Source organism: Streptomyces sp. NPDC051776, from assembly GCF_040681345.1.
GTDB lineage: Bacteria > Actinomycetota > Actinomycetes > Streptomycetales > Streptomycetaceae > Streptomyces.
This window is the reverse complement of the sequence record NZ_JBFAYQ010000003.1, coordinates 178,397-201,664: the sequence shown is the minus strand read 5'-3', so window position 1 is coordinate 201,664 and position 23,268 is coordinate 178,397. Positions and strand designations below refer to the sequence as shown.

General features: G+C 71.4%; 17 protein-coding genes and 1 pseudogene. 12 read left to right on the top strand and 6 right to left on the bottom strand.

Annotation, left to right across the window (positions count from 1 at the left end):
• Positions 1-204: 204 nt before the first annotated feature.
• The 9 genes from AB0M26_RS04370 to pssA all read left to right on the top strand — a co-directional run bounded on the left by AB0M26_RS04370 (position 205) and on the right by pssA (position 11,368).
• Positions 205-2,022 carry a 3-hydroxyacyl-CoA dehydrogenase family protein gene (locus tag AB0M26_RS04370; RefSeq protein ID WP_365254279.1) on the top strand — a complete coding sequence of 606 codons (1,818 nt, stop codon included), beginning with the start codon at positions 205-207 and terminating at the stop codon, positions 2,020-2,022.
• 85 nt (positions 2,023-2,107) lie between these two features.
• A complete protein-coding gene (locus AB0M26_RS04365) occupies positions 2,108-2,941 on the top strand; it encodes a TetR family transcriptional regulator (protein WP_365254276.1) in 834 nt (277 codons plus the stop codon).
• Between the two features lie 700 nt (positions 2,942-3,641).
• Positions 3,642-4,979 (top strand): crotonyl-CoA carboxylase/reductase, encoded by a 1,338-nt coding sequence (gene ccrA / locus AB0M26_RS04360; protein WP_365254273.1) that lies wholly within the window; start codon positions 3,642-3,644, stop codon positions 4,977-4,979.
• 9 nt (positions 4,980-4,988) lie between these two features.
• Positions 4,989-7,010, top strand: coding sequence for a protein meaA (locus tag AB0M26_RS04355; protein WP_365254270.1), 2,022 nt, complete (start codon positions 4,989-4,991; stop codon positions 7,008-7,010).
• Complete coding sequence (locus AB0M26_RS04350) at positions 7,007-7,972, top strand: CoA ester lyase (RefSeq protein ID WP_365254267.1); 966 nt, start codon at positions 7,007-7,009, stop codon at positions 7,970-7,972. The genes AB0M26_RS04355 and AB0M26_RS04350 overlap by 4 nt, the downstream gene beginning before the upstream one ends.
• Before the next feature lie 5 nt (positions 7,973-7,977).
• Positions 7,978-8,490, top strand: coding sequence for a MaoC family dehydratase (locus tag AB0M26_RS04345; RefSeq protein ID WP_365254265.1), 513 nt, complete (start codon positions 7,978-7,980; stop codon positions 8,488-8,490).
• A 1-nt stretch (position 8,491) separates the two neighbouring features.
• Positions 8,492-9,697, top strand: a complete 1,206-nt coding sequence (locus tag AB0M26_RS04340; protein WP_365254262.1) for an acyl-CoA dehydrogenase family protein — start codon at positions 8,492-8,494, stop codon at positions 9,695-9,697.
• Positions 9,698-9,870: 173 nt separating this feature from the next.
• On the top strand, positions 9,871-10,518 hold the full coding sequence (locus AB0M26_RS04335; protein WP_365254260.1) for a phosphatidylserine decarboxylase: 648 nt from the start codon (positions 9,871-9,873) through the stop codon (positions 10,516-10,518).
• Complete coding sequence (gene pssA, locus AB0M26_RS04330) at positions 10,505-11,368, top strand: CDP-diacylglycerol--serine O-phosphatidyltransferase (RefSeq protein WP_365254257.1); 864 nt, start codon at positions 10,505-10,507, stop codon at positions 11,366-11,368. Before AB0M26_RS04335 ends, pssA begins: the two co-directional genes overlap by 14 nt.
• 432 nt (positions 11,369-11,800) lie before the next feature.
• Here pssA and AB0M26_RS04325 read toward each other — a convergent pair whose 3' ends face one another.
• On the bottom strand, positions 11,801-12,958 hold the full coding sequence (locus AB0M26_RS04325; protein WP_365254254.1) for a glycerate kinase: 1,158 nt from the start codon (positions 12,956-12,958) through the stop codon (positions 11,801-11,803).
• Between the two features lie 249 nt (positions 12,959-13,207).
• Between AB0M26_RS04325 and AB0M26_RS04320 the strand changes: the two genes are divergently transcribed.
• Positions 13,208-13,999 (top strand): Sir2 family NAD-dependent protein deacetylase, encoded by a 792-nt coding sequence (locus tag AB0M26_RS04320; protein WP_365254251.1) that lies wholly within the window; start codon positions 13,208-13,210, stop codon positions 13,997-13,999.
• A 102-nt stretch (positions 14,000-14,101) separates the two neighbouring features.
• Here the strand turns inward: AB0M26_RS04320 and AB0M26_RS04315 are convergent.
• From AB0M26_RS04315 to AB0M26_RS04305, 3 genes and pseudogenes are all read right to left on the bottom strand, one after another.
• Positions 14,102-14,599: pseudogene (locus AB0M26_RS04315) on the bottom strand (methylated-DNA--[protein]-cysteine S-methyltransferase); the annotation flags it as partial.
• Between the two features lie 371 nt (positions 14,600-14,970).
• A complete protein-coding gene (locus AB0M26_RS04310; RefSeq protein ID WP_365254248.1) occupies positions 14,971-16,464 on the bottom strand; it encodes an AlkA N-terminal domain-containing protein in 1,494 nt (497 codons plus the stop codon).
• 227 nt (positions 16,465-16,691) lie between these two features.
• The gene (locus AB0M26_RS04305) at positions 16,692-18,116 is read right to left on the bottom strand and encodes an NAD(P)/FAD-dependent oxidoreductase (protein WP_365254245.1); all 1,425 of its coding nucleotides are present in this window, start codon (positions 18,114-18,116) and stop codon (positions 16,692-16,694) included.
• 475 nt (positions 18,117-18,591) lie between these two features.
• On the opposite strand from AB0M26_RS04305, the gene AB0M26_RS04300 reads away from it, so the two are divergent.
• Complete coding sequence (locus tag AB0M26_RS04300) at positions 18,592-19,080, top strand: hypothetical protein (protein WP_365254242.1); 489 nt, start codon at positions 18,592-18,594, stop codon at positions 19,078-19,080.
• A gap of 63 nt (positions 19,081-19,143) precedes the next feature.
• On the opposite strand, the gene AB0M26_RS04295 is transcribed toward AB0M26_RS04300, so the two are convergent.
• The gene (locus AB0M26_RS04295) at positions 19,144-20,019 is read right to left on the bottom strand and encodes an inositol monophosphatase family protein (RefSeq protein ID WP_365254240.1); all 876 of its coding nucleotides are present in this window, start codon (positions 20,017-20,019) and stop codon (positions 19,144-19,146) included.
• Positions 20,020-20,538: 519 nt separating this feature from the next.
• Between AB0M26_RS04295 and AB0M26_RS04290 the strand changes: the two genes are divergently transcribed.
• The gene (locus AB0M26_RS04290; protein WP_365254237.1) at positions 20,539-21,690 is read left to right on the top strand and encodes an ADP-ribosylglycohydrolase family protein; all 1,152 of its coding nucleotides are present in this window, start codon (positions 20,539-20,541) and stop codon (positions 21,688-21,690) included.
• Between the two features lie 55 nt (positions 21,691-21,745).
• Here the strand turns inward: AB0M26_RS04290 and glpK are convergent, their stop codons facing one another.
• Positions 21,746-23,260 (bottom strand): glycerol kinase GlpK, encoded by a 1,515-nt coding sequence (glpK, locus tag AB0M26_RS04285; RefSeq protein WP_365254235.1) that lies wholly within the window; start codon positions 23,258-23,260, stop codon positions 21,746-21,748.
• Positions 23,261-23,268: the final 8 nt, after the last annotated feature.

The window sequence follows — 23,268 nt, the reverse complement described above, 5'->3', positions numbered from 1 at the left end:
CAACCACAACCCCCGCTCATCGGCACCCTCGCAGGGCACCGACCCGGAGCATGTGCACCCGGGGCGTGGCCGGATCCCCTCAGGTCGGTCACCGCGCGCAACCGGTCCTCGGCCGGAACCACTTCGGAGCGCACCCGGAACAAACCCTCAGTCGTCACTCTCCTCGTGGCCCTCGGCCCGGGGAACACCCTCAGGAGTCCCGCGATGGTTCGTCCGTCCAGTCCGGAGCCCCACTCCGCACCCACCACGCTCGGCACCGTGGCCGTCGTCGGCCTCGGCACCATGGGCAGCGGCATCGCCGAGGTGCTGGCCCGTGCGGGCCGAGAGGTCATCGGCATCGACATCAGCGACGCCGCGGCCGTGCAGGCCACGGCCGCGCTGGAGACCTCGACCGCCCGCGCCGTGGAGCGCGGGAAGATCACCGAGCAGGAGCGGCAGGACGTGCTCGCCCGCTTCCGTACGTTCTCGGATCTGCAGGCCGCGGCCGAGGCGGACCTCGTGATCGAGGTCGTGCCCGAGCACTACGACACCAAGCGCGAGGTGTTCGCGGCGCTCGACACCATCGTCCGGCCCGACACGATCCTCGCCACCGGGACCAACGCGCTGTCCGTGACGCGCCTGGCCGCCGACTCCGCGCGCCCCGAACGCGTCCTCGGCGTGCACTTCTTCAACCCGGCACCCGCCATGAAGCTCGTGGAGATCGTCTCCTCGGTGCTGACCGCGCCCGCGGCCGTCGCCACGGTCACCCAACTCGCCCGCGACCTCGGCAAGGAACCGGTGGCGGTCGGCGACCGGCCCGGCTTCGTGGCGGACGGCCTGCTCTTCGGCTACCTCAACCAGGCCGCCGCTATGTACGAGTCCAAGTACGCCACGCGCGAGGACATCGACGCCGCGATGCGGCTCGGCTGCGGCCTGCCCATGGGCCCGCTGGCCCTGCTCGACCTGGTGGGGATCGACACCGCCCGCACCGTCCTCGACGCGATGTACGCGGCTTCCGGCGACCGGCTGCACGCCCCCGCGCCGATCCTCAAGCAGCTCAGCGAGGCCGGGCTGACCGGCCGCAAGGCGGGCCGCGGCTTCTACTCGTACGAGGCGCCGGGCAGCGGCACCGTCGTGGCGGATGCCGAGACGCCGGCCGAGGGCGACGGCGCGGCCGCCGGGGCCCGAACAGTGAGCAGCGTCGGCGTCGCGGGCTCGGGCACCATGGCGAGCGGCATCGCCGAGGTCTTCGCCAAGGCGGGCTACGAGGTGGTCCTGGCCGCCCGCAGCCTGGAGAAGGCGGAGACAGCCAAGGCCCGTATCGCCAAGTCGCTGGCCAGGTCGGTCGACAAGGGCCGGATGACGGCGGAGGCGCGGGACGCGGCGTTGGAGCGGATCACGCCGGCGGGGACGCTGGACGCGTTCGCCGAGGTGGACCTGGCCGTCGAGGCGGTGGCCGAGGACCTGGAGATCAAGCAGCAGCTGTTCGGCACCCTCGACAAGGTCTGCAAGCCCGGTGCCGTCCTGGCCACCACGACCTCGTCCCTGCCCGTCATCGCGTGCGCCCGCGCCACCTCGCGGCCGCAGGACGTGATCGGCGTGCACTTCTTCAACCCGGCGCCCGCGATGAAGCTGGTCGAGATCGTCCGCACCGTGCTGACCGCGGACGATGTGCACGCCACGGTGCGCGAGGTCTGCGGGAAGGTCCGCAAGCACCCGGTGGACTGCGGCGACCGGGCCGGTTTCATCGTGAACGCGCTGCTGTTCCCGTACCTCAACAACGCGGTCAAGATGGTCCAGGACCACTACGCCTCGCTGGACGAGATCGATGCCGCGATGAGGCTCGGCGGAGGCTACCCGATGGGCCCCTTCGAGCTGCTCGACGTGGTGGGCCTCGACGTCTCGCTGGCCATCGAGCAGGTGCTGCACCGCGAGTTCCGCGACCCGGGCCTCAAGCCCGCTCCGCTGCTGGAGCATCTGGTGGCGGCGGGCTGCCTGGGCCGTAAGACGGGGCGCGGCTTCCGCGAGTATGCCCGGCGCTGACCGGGACCCGGCATGGGGCGGGCTGCTGGACCCCGTCGGCAGTCCGCCCCCTCACGGTGTCCGCGCGTCGTGTTACGTTCCCCACATGTCCGAGCCCGTTAAGTCCCCTCGTACACCTCCTGTGGAGCCCTCCGAGAGCGCGGGCAGTCGCCGGGCCGCCGCACAGCGGCTGTCCATGCGCCGCAAGTTGGCGGCGGCGGCGATGGAACTCTTCGCCACGAAGGGATACGAGGCGACGACGGTCGACGAGATCGCCGCCGCGGCCGGAGTGGCCCGCAGGACCTTCTTCCGGCACTTCCGCTCCAAGGAAGAGGCGATCTTCCCGGACCACGACGACACGCTCGTACGGGCCGAGGCGGTCCTGGAGGCCGCACCGGCGCACGAGCACCCGCTGGACACCGTCTGCCGGGGCATCAAGGAGGTCATGCGGATGTATGCCGCCTCCCCCACCGTCTCGGTGGAGCGGTACCGCCTGACCCGCGAAGTGCCCACGCTGCGGGAGCGCGAGATCGCGTCCGTCGCGCGCTACGAGAGGCTGTTCACCCGCTATCTGCTGGGCCACTTCGACGAGCGGGCGCACCGCGACGGCGACGACGATCCGCTGCTCGCCGAGGTCGCCGCCTCCGCGGTGGTCACCGCTCACAACCACGTGCTGCGGCGCTGGCTGCGCAGCGGCGGCGAGGGGGATGTGGAAGCGCAGCTCGACCATGCCTTCGCCATCGTCCGGGACACCTTCGGTACGGGGATCGGCGCGGGCCGCCCCGTGTCCGACCGGGCGCCGGCGGTCTCCGCGTCGGCAGAGGGCGAGGTACTGGTGACCGTGGCGCGTACGGACGCGCCGCTGCGCGAGGTCATGCGCACCATCGAGCAGGCCCTCAAGGACAGGGCCCGGGGCGAGGACAGGCGCAGGGACACATGAGACGACGGGTGGCCCGCCACCGCGGCCGGCCGTGGCGGCGGGCCACCGCCGTGGCCGGTTCGCTTTTTCTGACACCTCATCAGCTGTCGGTGGCTGCCCGGTCGGTGACGAGCTGCCGGCGTTGCCTGCTGGTGATGCGCCATCAGGGCGGACGAACGGCGCCACCCCCGCCCGGAAGAGCCGCACGCGGTCAGGTCACGCGGCGCCCACCCGACCCGCCCCCCCGTACGCTTCGACCAGGTGGGCGCCCAGATCCGGCCAAGCGGCTGACTCACGCTCACCCTGACGGCCCCCTCGCGCGGGGGGCGCGGCGCCCACCGCTCCACCCTCAGGGACAATCCGTAACGAACAGAACACACATCGTGTCTTTCTGTGACGGCCGCCTCAGGAGGGGCGGCCGTTGCTGCTCATACGTACCCGCGGGATGACATCTGAGAGAAATTGTTGGCACGCAGTGTCTTGCCGAGTGGCACGCCGTGCCATACGTTGGGAGTGTCCGGGCGGCCGGGCGTGGCGCGATCGCACCCACGTCCGGCTGTCCCCGCAACCTATGCGCGCCCGGACGCCTGCGTCACAGGCTCTCCAGCGCTACCCGCGCCGCCAAGCACCACCCAGCGCCGAACCGACGGCCAGAACACGACCCGTCAGCGACCCCAGCGTTCCCTCAAGCGTTTCCCGACGCTTCGCCGGAGGCCCCAAAGTGAACCAGATCCTGGACGCAATCCTTTCGTCCGACAGCACCGCTGCCGACTTCGCCGCCCTGCCGCTCCCCGAGTCGTACCGGGCGGTCACCGTCCACAAGGACGAGGAGGAGATGTTCGCCGGTCTCGAGACCCGGGACAAGGACCCGCGCAAGTCCCTCCACGTGGACGATGTGCCGGTCCCGGAGCTCGGCCCCGGCGAAGCCCTCGTCGCCGTCATGGCCAGTTCGGTCAACTACAACTCCGTGTGGACCTCGATCTTCGAGCCGATGTCGACCTTCGGATTCCTGGAGCGCTACGGACGGCTGTCACCGCTCACGAAGCGTCACGACCTGCCGTACCACATCATCGGCTCAGACCTCGCGGGCGTCGTCCTGCGCACCGGCCCGGGCGTGAACGCCTGGAACCCCGGTGACGAGGTCGTCGCCCACTGCCTCTCCGTCGAGTTGGAATCCGCCGACGGCCACAACGACACCATGCTCGACCCCGAGCAGCGCATCTGGGGCTTCGAGACCAACTTCGGCGGGCTCGCCGAGATCGCGCTGGTCAAGTCCAACCAGCTCATGCCCAAGCCCAAGCACCTGAGCTGGGAGGAGGCCGCGGCCCCCGGCCTGGTCAACTCCACCGCGTACCGCCAGCTCGTGTCCCGCAACGGCGCCGGCATGAAGCAGGGCGACAACGTCCTCATCTGGGGTGCCAGCGGCGGCCTCGGCTCCTACGCGACCCAGTTCGCACTGGCCGGCGGCGCCAACCCGATCTGCGTCGTCTCCAGCGAGCAGAAGGCCGGCATCTGCCGCGCCATGGGCGCGGAGGCGATCATCGACCGCAACGCCGAGGACTACAAGTTCTGGAAGGACGAGCACAACCAGGACCCGCGGGAGTGGAAGCGCTTCGGCAAGCGCATCCGCGAACTCACCGACGGCGAGGACGTGGACATCGTCTTCGAGCACCCGGGCCGTGAGACCTTCGGCGCCTCGGTCTACGTCACCCGCAAGGGCGGCACGATCGTCACCTGCGCCTCGACCTCGGGCTTCAACCACGAGTACGACAACCGCTACCTGTGGATGTCCCTGAAGCGCATCATCGGCTCCCACTTCGCCAACTACCGCGAGGCCTGGGAGGCCAACCGCCTCATCGCCAAGGGCAAGATCCACCCGACCCTCTCCAGGACGTACACGCTGGACGAGACCGGCCAGGCCGCGCACGACGTCCACCGCAATGTGCACCAGGGCAAGGTCGGTGTGCTGTGCTTGGCCCCGGAGGAGGGCATGGGCGTGCGCGACGAGGAGAAGCGTGCCCAGCACATCGACGCCATCAACCGCTTCAGGAACGTCTGAGAGACCTGAATGTCTGAGCGTGAACGCCAGAAAAAGGATCGTCCGTGGCTGATGCGGACGTACGCCGGGCATTCCACGGCCGAGGCGTCCAACGAGCTGTACCGGCGCAACCTCGCCAAGGGCCAGACCGGCCTGTCGGTTGCGTTCGACCTCCCGACCCAGACCGGCTACGACCCCGACCACATCCTCGCCCGCGGCGAGGTCGGCCGGGTCGGGGTCCCGGTCTCCCATCTCGGTGACATGCGGCGGCTGTTCCAGGACATTCCCCTGGAGCAGATGAACACCTCGATGACCATCAACGCCACGGCCATGTGGCTGCTGGCGCTGTACCAAGTGGTCGCCGAGGAGCAGGGCGCCGACATCACCAAGCTGTCGGGGACGACGCAGAACGACATCGTCAAGGAGTATCTGTCGCGCGGGACGCATGTGTTCCCGCCCGGGCCCTCCCTGCGTCTGACGACCGACATGATCGCCTACACGGTCGCCAACATCCCCAAGTGGAACCCGATCAACATCTGCAGCTACCACCTCCAGGAGGCCGGGGCCACCCCGGTCCAGGAGATCGCGTACGCGATGAGCACCGCCATCGCCGTGCTCGACGCCGCCCGCGACTCCGGGCAGGTGCCGCAGGAGAAGATCGGCGACATGGTCGCCCGGATCTCCTTCTTCGTGAACGCGGGCGTCCGCTTCGTCGAAGAGATGTGTAAGATGCGCGCATTCGGCCGCATTTGGGACCGGGTCACGCGGGAACGCTACGGGGTCGAGGACCCCCGCCACCGCCGCTTCCGCTACGGAGTCCAGGTCAACTCGCTCGGCCTGACCGAGGCCCAGCCGGAGAACAACGTCCAGCGGATCGTGCTGGAGATGCTGGCCGTCACCCTCTCCAAGGACGCCCGCGCCCGCGCCGTCCAACTCCCCGCCTGGAACGAGGCGCTGGGCCTGCCCCGGCCGTGGGACCAGCAGTGGTCGCTGCGCATCCAGCAGGTACTCGCCCACGAGTCCGACCTGCTGGAGTACGACGACATCTTCGCGGGCTCGCACGTCATCGAGGCCAAGGTCGACGCGCTCGTCGAGGAGTGCATGACCGAGATCGAGCGGATCCAGGAGATGGGCGGCGCGATGGCCGCCGTCGAGTCCGGCTACCTCAAGGCCCAGCTCGTCTCCTCGCACGCCGAGCGGCGGGCCCGTATCGAGTCCGGCGAGGAGAAGATCGTCGGGGTCAACTGCTTCGAGTCGACCGAGCCCAACCCGCTCACCGCGGATCTCGACACCGCGATCATGACGGTGGACCCGGAGAACGAGGCCAAGGTCGTCGCCGCCCTGCACGACTGGCGGGACAACCGCGACGAGGGACGGGCGCAGGAGGCGCTGTCCGCCCTCAAGGGGGCTGCCGCCGGGGACACCAACCTCTTCGGCCCCACGCTCGAGTGCGCCCGCGCGGGCGTGACCACGGGCGAGTGGGCCTGGGCGCTGCGGGACGTGTTCGGCGAGTTCCGGGCGCCCACCGGTGTCAGCAGCGCACCGCTGGCCGTGGCCGCCCAGGAGGGCAGCCCGCTGGCCTCGGTGCGCGAGAAGGTCGCCAGGACCGCCGAGGAACTGGGCAGCGGCAAGCTGCGGCTGCTCGTCGGCAAGCCGGGCCTGGACGGGCACTCCAACGGTGCCGAGCAGATCGCCGTACGGGCCAGGGACGCCGGCTTCGAGGTGGTCTACCAGGGCATCCGGCTCACGCCCGAGCAGATCGTCAACGCGGCCGTGGCCGAGGACGTGCACTGCGTCGGCCTGTCCATCCTCTCCGGCTCGCACGCCGAACTCGTACCGGACGTCCTGGAGCGGCTGGGCCGGTCCGGCGCGTCGGACATCCCGGTCATCGTCGGCGGGATCATCCCGTCCGCCGACGCCCAGGCGCTCCTCACGGCCGGAGTCGCGGCCGTCTTCACCCCGAAGGACTTCGGTATCACGGAGATCATCGGACGTATCGTCGACGAGATCCGTGCAGCGAACAAGCTCGCCCCCTTGGAGGTCCCCGCATGACTCGCCCCGTCAACCGCCTGCGGCCGCGCCGCTCCTGCCTCGCCGTGCCGGGCAGCAATCCGCGCTTCCTGGAGAAGGCGCAGGGGCTCCCGGCCGACCAGGTCTTCCTGGATCTGGAGGACGCGTGCGCGCCGCTGGCCAAGCCGGACGCCCGCCACACCATCGTGAAGTTCCTCAACGAGGGCGACTGGACGGGCAAGACGAGGGTCGTGCGAGTCAACGACTGGACGACCGAGTGGACCTACCGCGACGTCGTCACCGTCGTCGAGGGCGCGGGCCCGAACCTCGACTGCGTCATGCTGCCGAAGGTCCAGGACGCCCAGCAGATCGTGGCGCTGGACCTGCTGCTCACCCAGATCGAGAAGACGATGGGCTTCGAGGTCGGGCGGATCGGCATCGAGGCGCAGATCGAGAATGCCCAGGGCCTCAACAACGTGAACGAGATCGCGCAGGCCTCGCAGCGCATCGAGACCATCATCTTCGGCCCGGCGGACTTCATGGCCTCCATCAACATGAAGTCCCTGGTCGTCGGTGAGCAGCCGCCCGGCTACCCGGCGGACGCCTACCACTACATCCTGATGAAGATCCTGATGGCGGCCCGCGCCAACGACCTCCAGGCGATCGACGGCCCCTACCTCCAGATCCGCAACATCGACGGCTACCGCGAGGTCGCGCAGCGCGCCGCCGCGCTCGGCTTCGACGGCAAGTGGGTACTGCACCCGGGCCAGGTCGAGGCATCCAACGAGATCTTCTCGCCCTCCCAGGAGGACTACGACCACGCCGAGCTGATCCTGGACGCGTACGAGTACTACACGTCCGAGGAGGGCGGCAAGAAGGGCTCGGCCATGCTCGGCGACGAGATGATCGACGAGGCCAGCCGCAAGATGGCCCTGGTCATCGCGGGCAAGGGCCGCGCCGCCGGCATGTCCCGTCAGTCCACGTTCCAGGCCCCGGAGGCGTAATCACCATGCAGTTCGGACGCACCTACGAGGAGTTCGAGGTCGGGGCCGTCTACAAGCACTGGCCGGGGAAGACGGTCACGGAATACGACGACCACCTCTTCTGTCTCCTCACGATGAACCACCACCCGCTCCACATGGACGTCAACTACGCCGAGAAGACGACCGACTTCGGCAGGAACGTGGTGGTCGGCAACTACATCTACTCCCTGCTGCTCGGCATGTCCGTCCCGGACGTCTCCGGCAAGGCCATCGCCAACCTCGAGATCGAGTCGCTCAAGCACGTGGCGCCGACCTTCCACGGCGACACCATCTACGGCGAGACGACCGTCCTCGACAAGACGCCGTCGAAGTCGAAGAACGACCGCGGCATCGTCCACGTCGAGACCAAGGGCTACAAGCAGGACGGCACGCTCGTCTGCGTGTTCCGGCGCAAGGTGATGGTCCCCACCGAGACATACATCAAGGAGCGCGGCGGCGAGCAGCCCGGCCGGCCCGAACTCAAGCAGCAGGAGAAGTGAGATGAGCCGTCTCGCACAGACCCACGGGCTGACCGAGATTCAGCAGGAGATCCTGTCCACGGTCCGCGACTTCGTCGACAAGGAGATCCTGCCGGTCGCCACCGAGCTGGAGCACCGCGACGAGTACCCCACCCAGATCGTCGAAGGACTCAAGGAACTCGGCCTTTTCGGGCTGATGATCCCTGAGGAGTACGGCGGCCTCGGTGAGTCGTTGCTGACGTACGCGCTGTGCGTGGAGGAGATCGCCCGCGGCTGGATGAGCGTATCGGGCATCATCAACACCCACTTCATCGTTGCGTACATGCTCAAGCAGCACGGCACGCAGGAGCAGAAGGACTACTTCCTGCCGAAGATGGCGCTCGGCGAGGTGCGCGGGGCGTTCTCGATGTCCGAGCCGGGGCTCGGCTCGGATGTGTCGGCCATCACGTCCAAGGGCGTCAAGGACGGCGACGAGTACGTCCTGAACGGCCAGAAGATGTGGCTGACGAACGGCGGTTCGTCCACGCTGGTGGCCGTGTTGTGCCGTACGGACGAGGGCCACCCCGAAGGCACCGCGCCGCACAGGTCGATGACGACGTTCCTGGTCGAGAAGGAGCCGGGCTTCGGAGAGGTCCGGCCGGGCCTCACGATCCCGGGGAAGATCGACAAGATGGGCTACAAGGGCGTCGACACCACCGAGCTCATCATGGACGGGCTGCGCGTTCCCGCGGACCGCGTCCTCGGCGGGCGGACCGGGCGCGGTTTTTACCAGATGATGGACGGCGTCGAGGTCGGCCGTGTCAACGTCGCCGCGCGGGGCTGCGGGGTCGCCCAGCGCGCCTTCGAACTGGGCGTTTCCTACGCTCAGCAGCGCCACACCTTCGGCAAGGCGATCGCCCAGCACCAGGCGATCCAGTTCAAGCTGGCCGAGATGGGTACCAAGGTCGAGGCCGCGCATGCCATGATGGTGAACGCAGCACGCAAAAAGGACTCCGGGGAGCGGAACGACCTCGAGGCAGGCATGGCGAAGTACCTGGCCTCCGAGTACTGCAAGGAGGTCGTGGAAGACGCCTTCCGGATCCACGGCGGCTACGGCTTCTCGAAGGAGTACGAGATCGAGCGCCTCTACCGTGAGGCACCGATGCTGCTGATCGGTGAAGGTACTGCCGAGATTCAGAAAATGATCATCGGTCGCCGACTGCTCGAGGAATACCGATTCCAGGGGTGAATGTCCGATTTGGGGCGATTCCTTCTCGGAGAAGGTCACACCGCGTGAACGGTCTTCGAGCATCGACTCGGCTGCTGGCTTGCCCAGTTGCCACGCGTTACCGATAGCATCCCGGAAAGCCAGCCGCGCCGTCCCCCAGCGCCATGCGGCGTCATCCGCTACGAAGGTCATCCATGCCCCACAGCCATTCCTCTGCACCACGCGGCCGCGTCCGCCTCGCGCGCGGAGCGTCGCCGTGGCTCCTTCCGACCGTGGCCACCGCAGTCCTCAGCCTCGCCCGGTCCCGTCGCTCGGGACGATGGGCTGCGGTAGCCGTACCGACCACCGCACTCGCGGCGGGCATGCTGTGGTTCTTCCGCGACCCGGAGCGCGAGATCACCCAGGGCCGGGTGATCTCTCCGGCAGACGGCGTCGTGCAGAGCATCATGCCCTGGAAGGACGGTCGCACCCGCGTCGCGATCTTCATGAGCCCGCTGAACGTCCACGTCAACCGAGCGCCCCTGGCGGGCGCGGTGACGTCCGTCGAGCACATCCCCGGCGGTTTCGTCCCGGCGTTCAACAAGGAGAGCGAGAACAACGAGCGGGTCGTCTGGCACTTCGACACCGAGCTCGGCGACATCGAGATGGTGCAGATCGCCGGCGCCGTCGCCCGGCGCATCGTTCCGTACGTGCCCCAGGGCACGAAGGTGGAGCAGGGCGAACGGATCGGCCTGATCCGCTTCGGCTCGCGCGTCGACATCTACCTCCCCAGCGGGGTCGATGTGGACGTCGAAGTCGGTCAGCCCACGATTGCGGGGGTGACTCGCCTTGACCGTGATTGATCCCGAGCCTCAGGCCCCCGCCGCCTGGGTTCCCGAGGTCGAGGCGGACTCCGACGAGATGGACGACATGCCGCTCTCCACGCGGCTGTCGATAGCGGACACCCTCACCCTGGGCAACGCCACCTGCGGCTTCATGGCCGTCTACTTCACCACCACCGGCGTCCTCATTCCGCACCTCACGGGCAGCGAGGACGGCGGCATGGCCCGGCACAGTGCGGCAACCGCCGTGATGCTGATGCTGCTGGCCTCGGTGTTCGACCTCTTCGACGGGCTCGTGGCGCGCAAGCTGCGCAGCTCGGCGATGGGTGCGGAGCTGGACAACCTCTCCGACCTGATCAGCTTCGGCCTCGCCCCGGCGTACTTCGTCGTGGTCTGGGGCATGGTCGCCGACGACGCCCACCAGCGGGTTTCGGCGGTGGCCGCGATCGTGGTGTTGCTGGCGGTGGTGCTGCGGCTTGCGAGATTCTCGTGCGTGACGCTGCGTAACGGGATCTTCCAGGGCATGCCGAGTCCCTTCGGCGCGCTGACGGTCGTCTCCATCGTCCTGCTGGAGCTGCCGTTCATCCCGACGCTGCTGGCCATCATCGGCGTCGCCTGGCTGATGGTGAGCCGCGTCGAGTACCCGAAGCCGCGGGGACGCCTCGCGGTCGCGATGCTCGGCTGGATCGTGGTCAGCATGGGCATGCTGGCGGCCTGGGCGTTCGACGCTCCGGGCGGGCAGCTCCTGCTGCAGACCGGTTGCGCGCTGCAACTGGTCCTGGGGGCGGTGATCCCGCTCTTCGCGACCGCGCGCCGGGTGAACACGTTCCGCGACAACCGCCGCGAGGCGCGGGCGGCGCAGCTGCCGTAGCCGCTCCGCGGGGGACGCGACGACGAACCATGACGAGGTGCCCGAGCAGGGATACGGCTCGGGCACCTCGTCATGTAGGGGCGGTCTTTCGCAGCCCTGGAGGGCGTACGGAGCGTGTGCGTACGGCAGACCAGGCCAGTACGGGTTACGCGGCGCCACGAGGCTCTGGGCCGAACCGGCGGGAGGGGCGTGCAGGCCGGCGCCACGCGGCTTCCGACGCAATACGAGTACGCACCGATGCGGACTCGGGGCCCACCACGGGAGGGGGCATGCAGGGGTGTGTCCGCGGGGCGGCCGACGACCACCCGCGGAAAGCCGCACCAACCCGAACGTCGGCCGAGGAGAGACCCCGGAGGGCCCCCGGAACCCCCACAGAAGGGGCACACTCGCGCGGCGAGGTCCTACTCGCGGACGCCCAGGACTCGGGCGCGTCTAGAAGCGGAGCTCCCGGGCCGCCAGGCGTTCGGCCGCGCGCTCCAACAGCGGGCCCGCGTTCGCGATGCACGTCGCCGGGTCGGCTGCCAGGTCCGTCAGGGCGTACGCGCTGGCGATGCCCGCCTTGACGAGCTCACGGTCGCTCAGCGCCCGGCGCCCGCACACCGCGACCACGCGCTTCCCGCGCGCCCGCGCCGCCGCCGCGACGCCCGCCGGAGCCTTCCCATGCAGGGTCTGCTCGTCCAGCGAGCCCTCGCCCGTGATGACGAGGTCCGCCCGTTCGAGCGCGGCCGCGAAGCCGAGGACGTCGAGCATGACCTCGATGCCCGCCCTGAAGCCCGCGTCGAGCCCGACCAATGCGCCGTAGCCGATGCCGCCCGCCGCGCCCGCGCCCGGCGAGCGCGCGTGGTCGGCCGCCTTCGGCCCGACGGCCTCCTCCAGCACACCCACGTAGTGCGTGAAGGCCGCATCGAGGGTCGCGACGTCCTCCTCGCTCGCACCCTTCTGCGGCCCGTAGACGGCAGCCGCGCCCTTCGGCCCGGTCAAGGGATTGTCGACATCGCTCGCGAGGATGATCTCCGTCTCGGCGATCCGGGCATCGAGACCGGAGAGGTCGGCCGAGACGAGTTCGTGCAGCGGGCCGCCCCCGTGCGGGATCTCCTCGCCGTCGCGGTCGAGCAGTCGCGCCCCGAGGGCGGCGAGCATGCCGGCCCCACCGTCGTTCGTCGCGGAGCCACCGACGCCGAAGACGATGGTGCGCGCGCCTGCGTCCAGTGCGGCGCGCAGCAGCTCGCCGGTGCCGTACGTAGTGGCCGTGAGGGGCGCGAAGACCCCCGGGGGAAGGCGCCTGAGGCCCGACGCCTCGGCCATCTCGACGACGGCCGTACCGCCGCGCAGTGCGTACGCCGCGGTGACCTCGGCTCCGAGCGGCCCGGTGACCCGCACCTCGCGGCGTTCGAACCCGGCCGCGACCGCCGCGTCGACCGTCCCGTCCCCGCCGTCCGCGACGGGCAGGGACTCGACCACGGCTCCAGGGGCCACGCGCCGCAGTCCCGCGGTGACGTGCTCGGCCACTTCGACGGCCGTGAGTGAGCCCTTGAACTTGTCCGCGGCGATCAGCACACGTCCCGTTGCCTCAACTGCTGCGTCCGCCACCTCTACCCCTTGCCATCGAACATGCGGTCGCGCCGGGTGCGACCCTATCCGGAGGGAATGGGGCGGTGCCAGGCCGGGAACCGCGGTGCCACATGCTGGAATGCGCGGTGCCGAGGGCGGATACGAGAGCGGTCCGCCCGAGCCGCCGCCCGCCCGGACTGCCGTCTGCACCGGCCACCGCCGCCCCGGCTGCCGTCGGCCCGGGGGAAAGCTCTCGCCCCGCCCTCGCCCCGTGCGTAGGCTCGCGGCATGAGCAACGGCGCGTACGCGGCGAACGTCGGTGCGGAGGGTGCGGGGCGGCCCCTCGTCGCCCTCCTCAGCGGTGCGGGCGTCTCCACCGACTCCGGCATCCCGGACTACCGCGGGCCGAACGGCCTGTGGCGCAGGGACCCCGAGGCCGAGAAGCTCGTGACGTACAGCGCCTACATGTCAGATCCCGACGTCCGGCGCCGGTCCTGGCTGATGCGGCGGGAGAGCACGGCGTTCCGCGCCAAGCCGAACGCGGCGCACCACGCGATCGCCGGCCTCGAACGCTCCGGCGTACCGGTCCGGGTCATCACGCAGAACGTCGACGGACTGCACCAGTTGGCCGGGCTCCCCGCCCGCAAGGTGCTCGAACTGCACGGTACGGCCCGGGCCGTGCAGTGCACTCGCTGCAACGCCCGCTCCGACATGGCGGTGGCGTTGGAGAGGGTCGCGGCGGGCGAGGACGACCCGGAGTGCCGGGAGTGCGGCGGCATCCTGAAGTCCGCGACCGTCATGTTCGGTGAGCGGCTCGACCCGGAGGTGCTGGGAGAGGCGATGGCCATCGCCCAGGCGTGCCAGGTGTTCATCGCGGTCGGTACGACCCTCCAGGTGCAGCCGGCCGCCTCGCTGGCGGGCATCGCCGCCGACCACGGCGCCCGGCTGATCATCGTGAACGCCGAACCGACGCCGTACGACGACCTGGCAGACGAGGTCGTGCGCGAGCCCATCGGTACGGCGCTGCCCGCCCTGCTCGCACGGATCGCGAAGGACGGTGCGGGGGCCGACGGCGCCTGATGCAGAGCGGGAGCGCAGGGCGCCACCGGCCGGGACGGCCCGGCGGGCCGAGCGCCTCGGACGGGCCGAACTCACCCACAGATCCGTGCCGTTGGGCTTGTGTCAGGCCCCTCCCGGCCCGTCCAACGGCATGGCCCCGTACTCGAAGTCCAGCAGTCGGCGCTTCCGGTCGAGGCCGCCGCCGTAGCCCGTGAGGCTGCCTTTCGCACCGACCACCCGGTGGCAGGGGACGATGATGCCCACCGGGTTCTTGCCGTTGGCCAGCCCCACGGCGCGCGACGCACCGGGGTTGCCGAGGCGGACCGCCAGTTCCCCGTAGGAGGCGGTCCGGCCGTACGGGATCTCGCGCAGTGCCGTCCAGACGCGCTGCTGGAAGGGCGTGCCGTTCAGGCGGAGCGGGAGGTCGAAGTCGGTGCGGTCGCCCGCGAAGTAGGCGTCGAGCTGCCGCACCGTCTCGGCGAACGGCGTCTCGTCGGGAACACCGAAGGTCTCCTGCGGCGGCCGGTGCCGCTGCTCAGTCATGTAGAGGCCGCTGAGGACGCCGTCGGTGGCGACGAGCGTGAGCGGGCCGAGCGGGCTGTCGACGACGGCGTGGGTGCGCTCGGGAACGGCCGTCCTGGCGGGCGCGGTGGGCGCGGCACGTTCAGTCGGTGCGGCATGTGCGGCGTGAACCGTCGCCGCGGCAGGCGCGGTGGGCGCGGTACGCGCGGCCGTCCTGGCGGGCGCGGTGGGCGCGGCACGTTCAGTCGGTGCGGCATGTGCGGCGTGAACCGTCGCCGCGGCAGGCGCGGTGGGCGCGGCACGCGCGGCCGTCCTGGTGGGCGCGGTGGGCGCGGCACGTTCAGTCGGTGCGGCATGTGCGGCGTGAACCGTCGCCGCGGCAGGCGCGGTGGGCGCGGTACGCGCGGCCGTCCTGGCAGGTGCGGTGGGCGCGGTGGGCATGTCAGGACTCCTGGGGGTCGCCGGGCGCTTCAGGCGGGCGGCATGTGGTTGATGGGGTGGTCGTCGGTCGCCCAGAGGTACTGGACGGCGTACGCCCGCCAGGGCCGCCACTCGGCCGCCCGCCGGGTCAGCGCGGCCGGCGTGGACGGCAGGCCCGACTCCCGCGCGGCGCGCCGCAGTCCGAGGTCGGTCGGCGGAAACGCGTCGGGGTCGCCGAGTGCGCGCATGGCGATCACTTCGAGCGTCCAGGGGCCGATGCCGGGCAGCTCCGCGAGCCGTGCCCGGGCCTCCTCCCAGTCGCTGCCCGCGCCGAGGGCGACTTCGCCCGCCGCCAGCGCCCCGGCGAGCGTGGTGAGGGTCGTACGGCGGGTGCGGGGCATCGCGAGCTGCTCCGGGCCGAGGCCGGCGAGCCGTTCGGGACCGGGGAAGAGATGCGTGAGTCCGCCCGCCGGGTCGTGGACGGGCTCGCCGTGCGCGAGGACGAGGCGCCCGGCGTGCGTACGCGCCGCGGCGGTGGACACCTGCTGGCCGATAACGGCGCGTACGGCGAACTCGGCGGCGTCGACCGTACGCGGAACCCGCCGGCCGGGCGCCTTGTCGACCAGGGGCGCGAGCTGCGGATCGGCCCTGAGCAGATGGTCGACGGCCTCCGGATCGGCGTCGAGGTCGAGGAGCCGCCGGCAGCGGCTGATCGCGATCGTGAGGTCGCGGAGGTCGGTGAGGGCCAACTGGCAGCCGATGTGTTCGTGCCCGGGGCGGAGCGCCACCACGCCCTGCCCGTACGGCAGGCGCAGGGTGCGCCGGTACGCGCCGTCTCGCCACTCCTCCACGCCGGGGACCGCGGTGGCCACCAGGTGTCCGAAGAGATTGTCGGGGCAGAGCGGGGCGCGGTGGGGCAGGCGCAGGGCGATCGTTCCTGTGGTGGCCGTAGGCCGCCCATCGCGGGTGCCACCGGAGGCCCGGGTCGCGCGGGTGCGCAGTTCGCCCGGTGCCAGGGCGAAGACTTCGCGGACCGTGTCGTTGAAGGTCCGGATGCTGGAGAATCCGGCGGCGAAGGCGATCTCCGCCATCGGCAGGGCGCTCGTCTCGATCAACAGGCGGGCGGTCTGCGCCCGTTGGGCCCTGGCGAGGGCGAGCGGGCCTGCGCCGACCTCGGCGAGGAGCATCCGCTCGATGTGCCGGGTGCTGTAGCCCAGGCGCCCGGCGAGACCGGGCACGCCCTCCCGGTCGACCAGGCCGTCGGCAATCAGCCGCATGGCCCGGGCGACGAGGTCGGCGCGCTCGTTCCACTGCGGGGAGCCGGGGCTGGCATCGGGCCGGCAGCGCTTGCAGGCCCGGAAACCGGCCTGCTGGGCGGCGGCCGCGCTGGGGTAGAAGCGCATGTTCTCCGGCTTGGGCGGCACGACCGGGCAGCTCGGGCGGCAGTAGATGCCGGTGGTCAGGACCGCGGTGAAGAACCAGCCGTCGAAGCGGGCGTCCTTCGCCTGTACGGCGCGCACGCACCGGTCGGTGTCGGTGTGCATGGCTCCCAGCATCGGCTACGGACGATGGTCCTGGCTGGCGGAAATCCGACATCAACGTGGGCGAGTGCCCGTACGGATGCCACCCGGCCGCAAGTCGTCAGCGGACTCGGACCGGACGCGCGTACGGCCGGACGGACCGGCGGTTCGGACGCCGGGCGGTTCGGACGCCGGGCGGTTCGGACGCCGGGCGGTTCGGACAGCACCTTCGGTTCGGACGGGCCGTCGGTTCAGTCCTCGGCAGCCGCCCGCAGCCTGCGCCAGACAGCGCGGGCGGCGTGGTGCCCCGACATTCCGTGCACTCCCGGGCCGGGGCTCGTCGCCGAGGAGCACAAAAACACCGCCGGGTGAGCCGTGGCGTACGGGACGCGGGCGAGCTTGGGACGCAGGACCGCCTGCAGACCGGCGAAGGCCCCGCAGGCGATGTCGCCGCCGACGTAGTTGGCGTTGCGGTCGGCCAGCTCCGCCGGACCGGCGACGGCGCGTGCGAGCACCAAGTCGCGGAAGCCGGGGGCGAACCGCTCGATCTGACGCTCGATCACATCCGTGGCGTCACCGCCCCAGCCGTTCGGGACGTGCCCGTACGCCCACAGCACGTGCTTGCCCTCCGGCGCGCGGCTCGGGTCCGCGACGCTCGGCTGAGAGGTGATCAGGAAGGGTGTCTCGGGCGGCTCACCGCGCCCCGCGCGGCTCAGTGCGACGGTGATCTCACGGACGGAGGCGCCCACATGGACGGTGCCCGCGCGGCGCGCATCCTCGGCCGTCCACGGTACGGGACCGGAGAGTGCGTAGTCGATCTTGAATGCGGCGGGGCCGTAGCGGTAATGGGCGTAGGCGTTGCCGAGCCCGGCGATCCGGGCGAGCGCGGTGGGCGAGGTGTCGAAGACGTACGCGCGGGCGGGCGGCAGCTCGTCGAGGCGCTTGACGGTCGTGCCGGTGTGGATGGTGCCGCCCAGGTCGCGGAGATACCCGGCCAGCGCGTCCGAGACGGCCTGCGAGCCGCCGCGCGCCACGGGCCAGCCGCGCGCGTGTGCGGCCAGGGCGAACATCACCGCGATGCCGCCGGTGACGACGGTGCCGGGACCGGTGATGGCGTGGGCACCGAGCCCGGTGAACAAAGCACGCGCCTTCTCGTCGCGGAAGCGGCGGTTCAGCAGTGCGGCGGGCTGCGGACCGAGGAGAGCGAAGCGGGCGTAGCGCACCGGATCGCGCGGGAAACCGAGCCACGGCGGGCGCAGAAAGTCAGCGGCCAGTGTGTCCCAGTATCCGATGAACGGCGCGACGAGACGGCGGTACGCGCCCGCGTCCCGATGACCGAGGGAGGCCGCGGTCTCCCCCACGGTGTGGGCGAGGACGGCGGCGCTGCCGTCCGGGAACGGATGCGCCATCGGCAGCTCCGCGTGCGCCCATTCGAGGCCGTAGCGGTCGAGCGGCATGTCGGCGAAGGCGGGCGATCCCGCGCCGAAGGGGTGGACGGCCGAGCAGGGGTCGTGCCGGAAGCCGGGAAGCGTCAGCTCCTCGGTGCGGGCGCCGCCGCCGACCGTGTCCCCGGCCTCGTACAGCTCCACCGCGAAGCCGCGGCGCGCCAGTTCGACGGCGGCGGTCAGCCCGTTCGGCCCGGCCCCCACCACGACCACATCGAGCATCGACGGCACCGCGAGACTCCTTCGTCATCCGACGGCCGGTCCCCTGACGGCCATTTGCCGCCGTGGGGCTCTGCCCAGGATATGCGGCGCGTGTGACGCTCCAACTCCGAGCGGCCGCTTCCGGCCCGGCCCGGCGGGGAATGCCGGGGTGGGAGGGTGGTCGGCGCGGGCCGAGGGGGCACTGTGGGCCGGGGAAGGCCGGCGACGGTGAGCGGGCGGCCACGGCCGGACACACGGGGCCACCAGGACACCGGGCCAACGGCCATCGCGCCACCGCACCACCGCGCCACCGCACCACCGGGCCACCGGGCCACCGGGCCACCGGGCCACCGGGCCACCGGGCCACCGGCCACCCGGGACAAGACGGTGCCGACAAAGATCACGTAGCACCCCGTGAGGGCCGGACGGGCGTATTCCGGACGACCGTGACGGCGCAGGCCGGAGAGCTACTGACGCCGTCCGGGAAGGCCTTACCCTCTCGCGCATGGAACGCATCGTCCGCACCGACTTCCGTAAGGTGCATGGCTTTTCGAAGGCGGATTCCCTCTCGCTCCTCCCGGCCCGCGTCTGGTCGGCCGACGAATGGAACCGCATTCGGCTCGGCTACCGGGCCGGAGGCATGGATGAGCGGTGGAACGCGTTCGCCGAGGGCGACCGGCTCTTCCTCCACCGCAGTTGGACGGGACACCGCATCTACGAGGCCGTGTTCGCGCCGGCGCCGGACACGGCCGGGAGCTGGATCATCTCGGGGGCGCTGGTGGAGGGCGATCCCCGGCGCCACCGCCGTACCTCGGACGCCTACGACGCGGTGATGCTGGAGGTTCTGGTGACCTCGGTCCTGCTCGGGGAGCGCTCCGCCGCGGGGTGGCAGCGGCTGAACGAACTGCGCGGCGGCGAGCCCGGGGACACCTCGCCGCGTCACGACGCGTTGGGGCTGCGGGCCACGGATCACGCACCTGACCCGGCGGGGTGAGTCCAGCGACCGGCGCGGCGAGAACCCGGTCCCGCTGGTGCCCACCGGCCGGCGGGGCACGGGTCAGGCCCCGGTGGGTGCGGCGTCGCGCTCGGCGCCGGCCCCGCGCATCAGCGCGAGGAGGTACCGGGCCGTCGCCTCGTCGCGCGCGGCCGTGAACGGCAGGGCATTGCCCCCGGCGATCCGGAACGGCTCACCGGCGACCGTGGCGCTCACTCCGCCCGCCTCCTCGACCAATAGCAGACCCGCGGCGTGGTCCCACGGGTTCTCCCAGCCGAAGGCCACCGCCGCGAGGGCCCCCTGAGCCACGCGCAGATACTCCAGACCCGCCGAGCCGCACGGTCTCGGTGCGACGCCCTCGACCTCGAGCCGGGCGAGCGCCGCGTCCTCCTCAGGCGTCGTGAAGTCGGGGTGGGAGACCGCGACCTCCAGCACCGCGTCCGCCTCGGGCTGCCCCGCGCGCAGCGGTACGCCGTCCAGCGTGGCCCCTGTGCCCCGTACGGCAACGGCCATCAGGCCCAGCAGCGCAGGAGCGTAAGTCCAGGAGGCCAGCACTTCGCCCCGGTGGGCGAGGGCGACGAGTGTGGTGAAGCCGGGGTCGCCGTGCACGAACTGCCGTGTCCCGTCGACCGGGTCGACGATCCACACCGGTGATTCGCCGCTCAGCTCGGCGAGGACGCCGCGGTCCGCATGGACCGCCTCCTCCCCGACCACCACGGATCCGGGCAGGAGCTTCGTCAGCGAGGCCGTCAGGTGCTCCTCCGCGAGCCGGTCGGCGATGGTGACGAGGTCGTGCGGGCCGGTCTTCTCGACGATCTCGTGTGCGGCGAGCTGCCGGAAGCGCGGCATGATCTCGGCCGCCGCGGCAGCGCGCAGCGCCTCCTCGACGTCGAACAGATGGCGTGCGGCCCCGGGCCCGGACAGGAAGTCATCGATCACCCAGCCATGGAACCACGGACCACCGACACCGTTGCCGCCGGGCGGAAAGACGCCCGGTGGCGTGCGGGTGAGGCCGAAGGACCGGGCCACCGTCTCGCGGCCCCGTCACGGCTGACCGCGGCCCCCTGCGTGCCGCGTGGTACGCGGCACGCGGTACGCGCCTCACACGCGTACCCCTGCAAACCGCGTGGCACAGCACCCGGCACGCGGTCCTCGGTACACGGCACCCGGTACGCGGGTCGGCCCGGCATCCCCGGCATCCCCGGCATCCGGCACCCGGCACCCGGCACCCGGCACGCGCCTCACCGTACGAGCCACCGGGCACGTGGGGGCGAGGCCCGCCCGCACCGCACCGGCCGCGCCACAGGCAAGAGCGGGCCGTGGCGTCCGCCCGGCCCCGTCGCCCACACGGGCTGTCCGGCAGGGTGCGGGACCGACCCGAAACACCCCGGCACGACGCCGGCACCGAAACGGCGCCAAATGCGTCCGGTGCGCGGCCCGGTCGAGTACACCGGAGACATGACTGCGCATCGCACCGCCGTCCCCGCCGCGGCGGCCCTCGCCCCGGACGTCCTCGACGACAAGATCCTCGGCGGCTGGCTCGGCAGGATCGCGGGCAACATGCTCGGCAAGCCCGTCGAACGCGGCGACCACTGGACGCGGCAGCGGATCGACCGCTATCTGCGCCGTACGGACGCGCTCCCCCTCACCGACTACATCCCGGGGCCGACGCCCGAACGCCAGCTGGATCCGGCCGAGTTCGAGCTGCGCCCGGAGTGGCCGGAGTGCACGCGCGGCAACATCCACGGCAGCGCGCGCGACGACGACGTCGACTACTCGATCCTCGGCCTGCATCTGCTGGAGACCCGTGGCTTCGGCTTCACCACCGAGCAGGTCGGCGAACTCTGGCTGCTGCGCCTGCCGTATCTGCAGACCTTCACCGCGGAACGCGCGACCTACCGCAATCTGGCGCGGGGCCTGAAGCCGCCGGTCGCGGCGACCGTCGACAACCCGTACCAGGAGTGGATCGGCGCCCTCATCCGCGCAGACGTCCACGGCTGGACCTCGCCGGGCGACCCGCGCCGCGCCGCGGGGCTGGCACGCCGCGACGCCGTCCTGTCCCACACGGGCAACGGTGTCTACGGCGCGATGTGGGCCGCGGCGCTCGTCGCCGCCGCGTTCACCGCCCGCTCGGTACGCGCGGCGCTGGAGGCGTCGCTGGAGCACATTCCGGCCGGCTCCCGCCTGGCCCGTACGGTCCGCAGGACGGCCGCCCTCCACGACGCCGGGCTGAGCTGGGAGGGCACCCTCGCCGAACTGGACGCCGAGACCGGGCGGCTGCACTGGATCCATGTCGTGCCCAACGCCGCCGTGCTGACCGCCGGACTCCTCTACGGCGAAGGCGACTTCACGACCACCATCGCCCTCACGGTCCGCGGCGGGCTGGACACCGACTCGAACGGCGCGACGGCCGGCTCGGTCGCGGGCGTGCTGTGCGGCGCGTCCGCGATCCCCGCACAGTGGACCGCTCCGCTGGAGGACACCGTGCGTAGCGCGGTGTTCGGCTTCGACGGCATCCGGATCAGCGAACTCGCGCGGCGCACCGCACGGTTGGTGGCGCCCGCGCCGGCCGGCGGAACGCACGCACCGGCGCACGGCGAGCGCTCGTGACCCGCCCTCGGCCCGTTCGCCCCCACGGCCGGCGATGCGCGTCTTCCGACAGGGGTCACCCGGAGGACTCCGGCGGTCCGATCCAGCCGAGCGCTCGCTCGACGGCTCGCTGCCAGTTCTCGTACTCCGACCGGCGCCGCTCGGGGTCCATGTCCGGCAGCCATTGGCCGGCACGGTGCCAATTGCGGCGCAGGACCTGCAGGTCGGGCCAGTATCCGGCGGCGAGGCCCGCCGCGTAGGCAGCGCCCACCGAGACGGTCTCGGAAACCAGAGGACGCACGACGGGCAGATCGAGCACGTCCGCGAGTATCTGCATGAGCAGGTTGTCGGCCGTCATGCCGCCGTCCACCTTGAGCGCCTTCAGGGGGACCGCCGAGTCGGCGTTCATGGCGTCGACGACCTCCCGGGTCTGCCAGCCGGTCGCCTCCAGTACGGCCCTGGCCAGGTGCCCCTTGGTGATGTACGAGGTGAGGCCGACGATGACGCCGCGTGCGTCGCTGCGCCAGCGTGGCGCGTACAGACCGGAGAACGCGGGGACGATGTAGCAGCCGCCGTTGTCCTCCACGGTCCGCGCGAGGGTCTCGATCTCCGGCGCACTGCTGATGAGCCCCAGGCGGTCGCGGAACCACTGGACCAGTGAGCCGGTGACGGCGATCGGGCCCTCCAGTGCGTACACCGCGGGCCGCCCGCCGATCTTGTAGGCGACGGTGGTGAGCAGTCCGTGCCGCGACCGCACGAGGTCGGTGCCGGTGTTGAGCAGAAGGAAGCTGCCGGTCCCGTAGGTGCACTTCGCCTCCCCGGAGGCGAAGCAGGTCTGCCCGAACAGCGCCGCCTGCTGGTCGCCGAGGGCGGCTGCGATACGGACGCCCGGGAGGACCGAGCGGGCGGTGCCGTAGCTCTCGGCCGAGGAGCGGATATCCGGGAGCATCGCGCGGGGGATCCCGAAGAACGCCAGCAGGTCCTCGTCCCGGGTGAGCGTGCGGATGTTCATCAGCATGGTGCGACTGGCGTTGGTGACGTCGGTGATGTGCAGGCCGCCGTCCGGTCCGCCGGTGAGGTTCCAGATCACCCAGCTCTCCATCGTGCCGAACAGCACCTCGCCGGCCTCGGCACGCTCCCGCAGCCCCTCGAGGTGGTCGAGCAGCCAGCGGATCTTCGGTGCGGAGAAGTAGGTCGAGGGCGCCAGGGCGCAGCGCTGGAGGAAGAAGTCGTCTCCGGGATCGTTTCTCAGCCCCTCCACGAGCGGGGCGGTACGGGTGTCCTGCCAGACGATCGCCCGGCCCAGTGGCGCACCCGTCCTGCGGTTCCAGAGCACCGTCGTCTCGCGCTGGTTGGCGATGCCGACGGCGGCGACCGTCTCCGCGGCGGCCCCCTCGGCGCCGGCACCGGCCTCGGAGAGCGCCTGCGGCACCACGCGCTGCAGATTGCGCCAGATCTCCAAGGCGTCGTGCTCGACCCAGCCGGGCCTGGGGAAGTGCTGCTGGTGCTCCCGCTGGGCGACGGACACCAGCCGTCCCTGGTGGTCGAACATGATGCATCGAGTGGAGTTGGTGCCCTGGTCGATGGACATCACCAGCG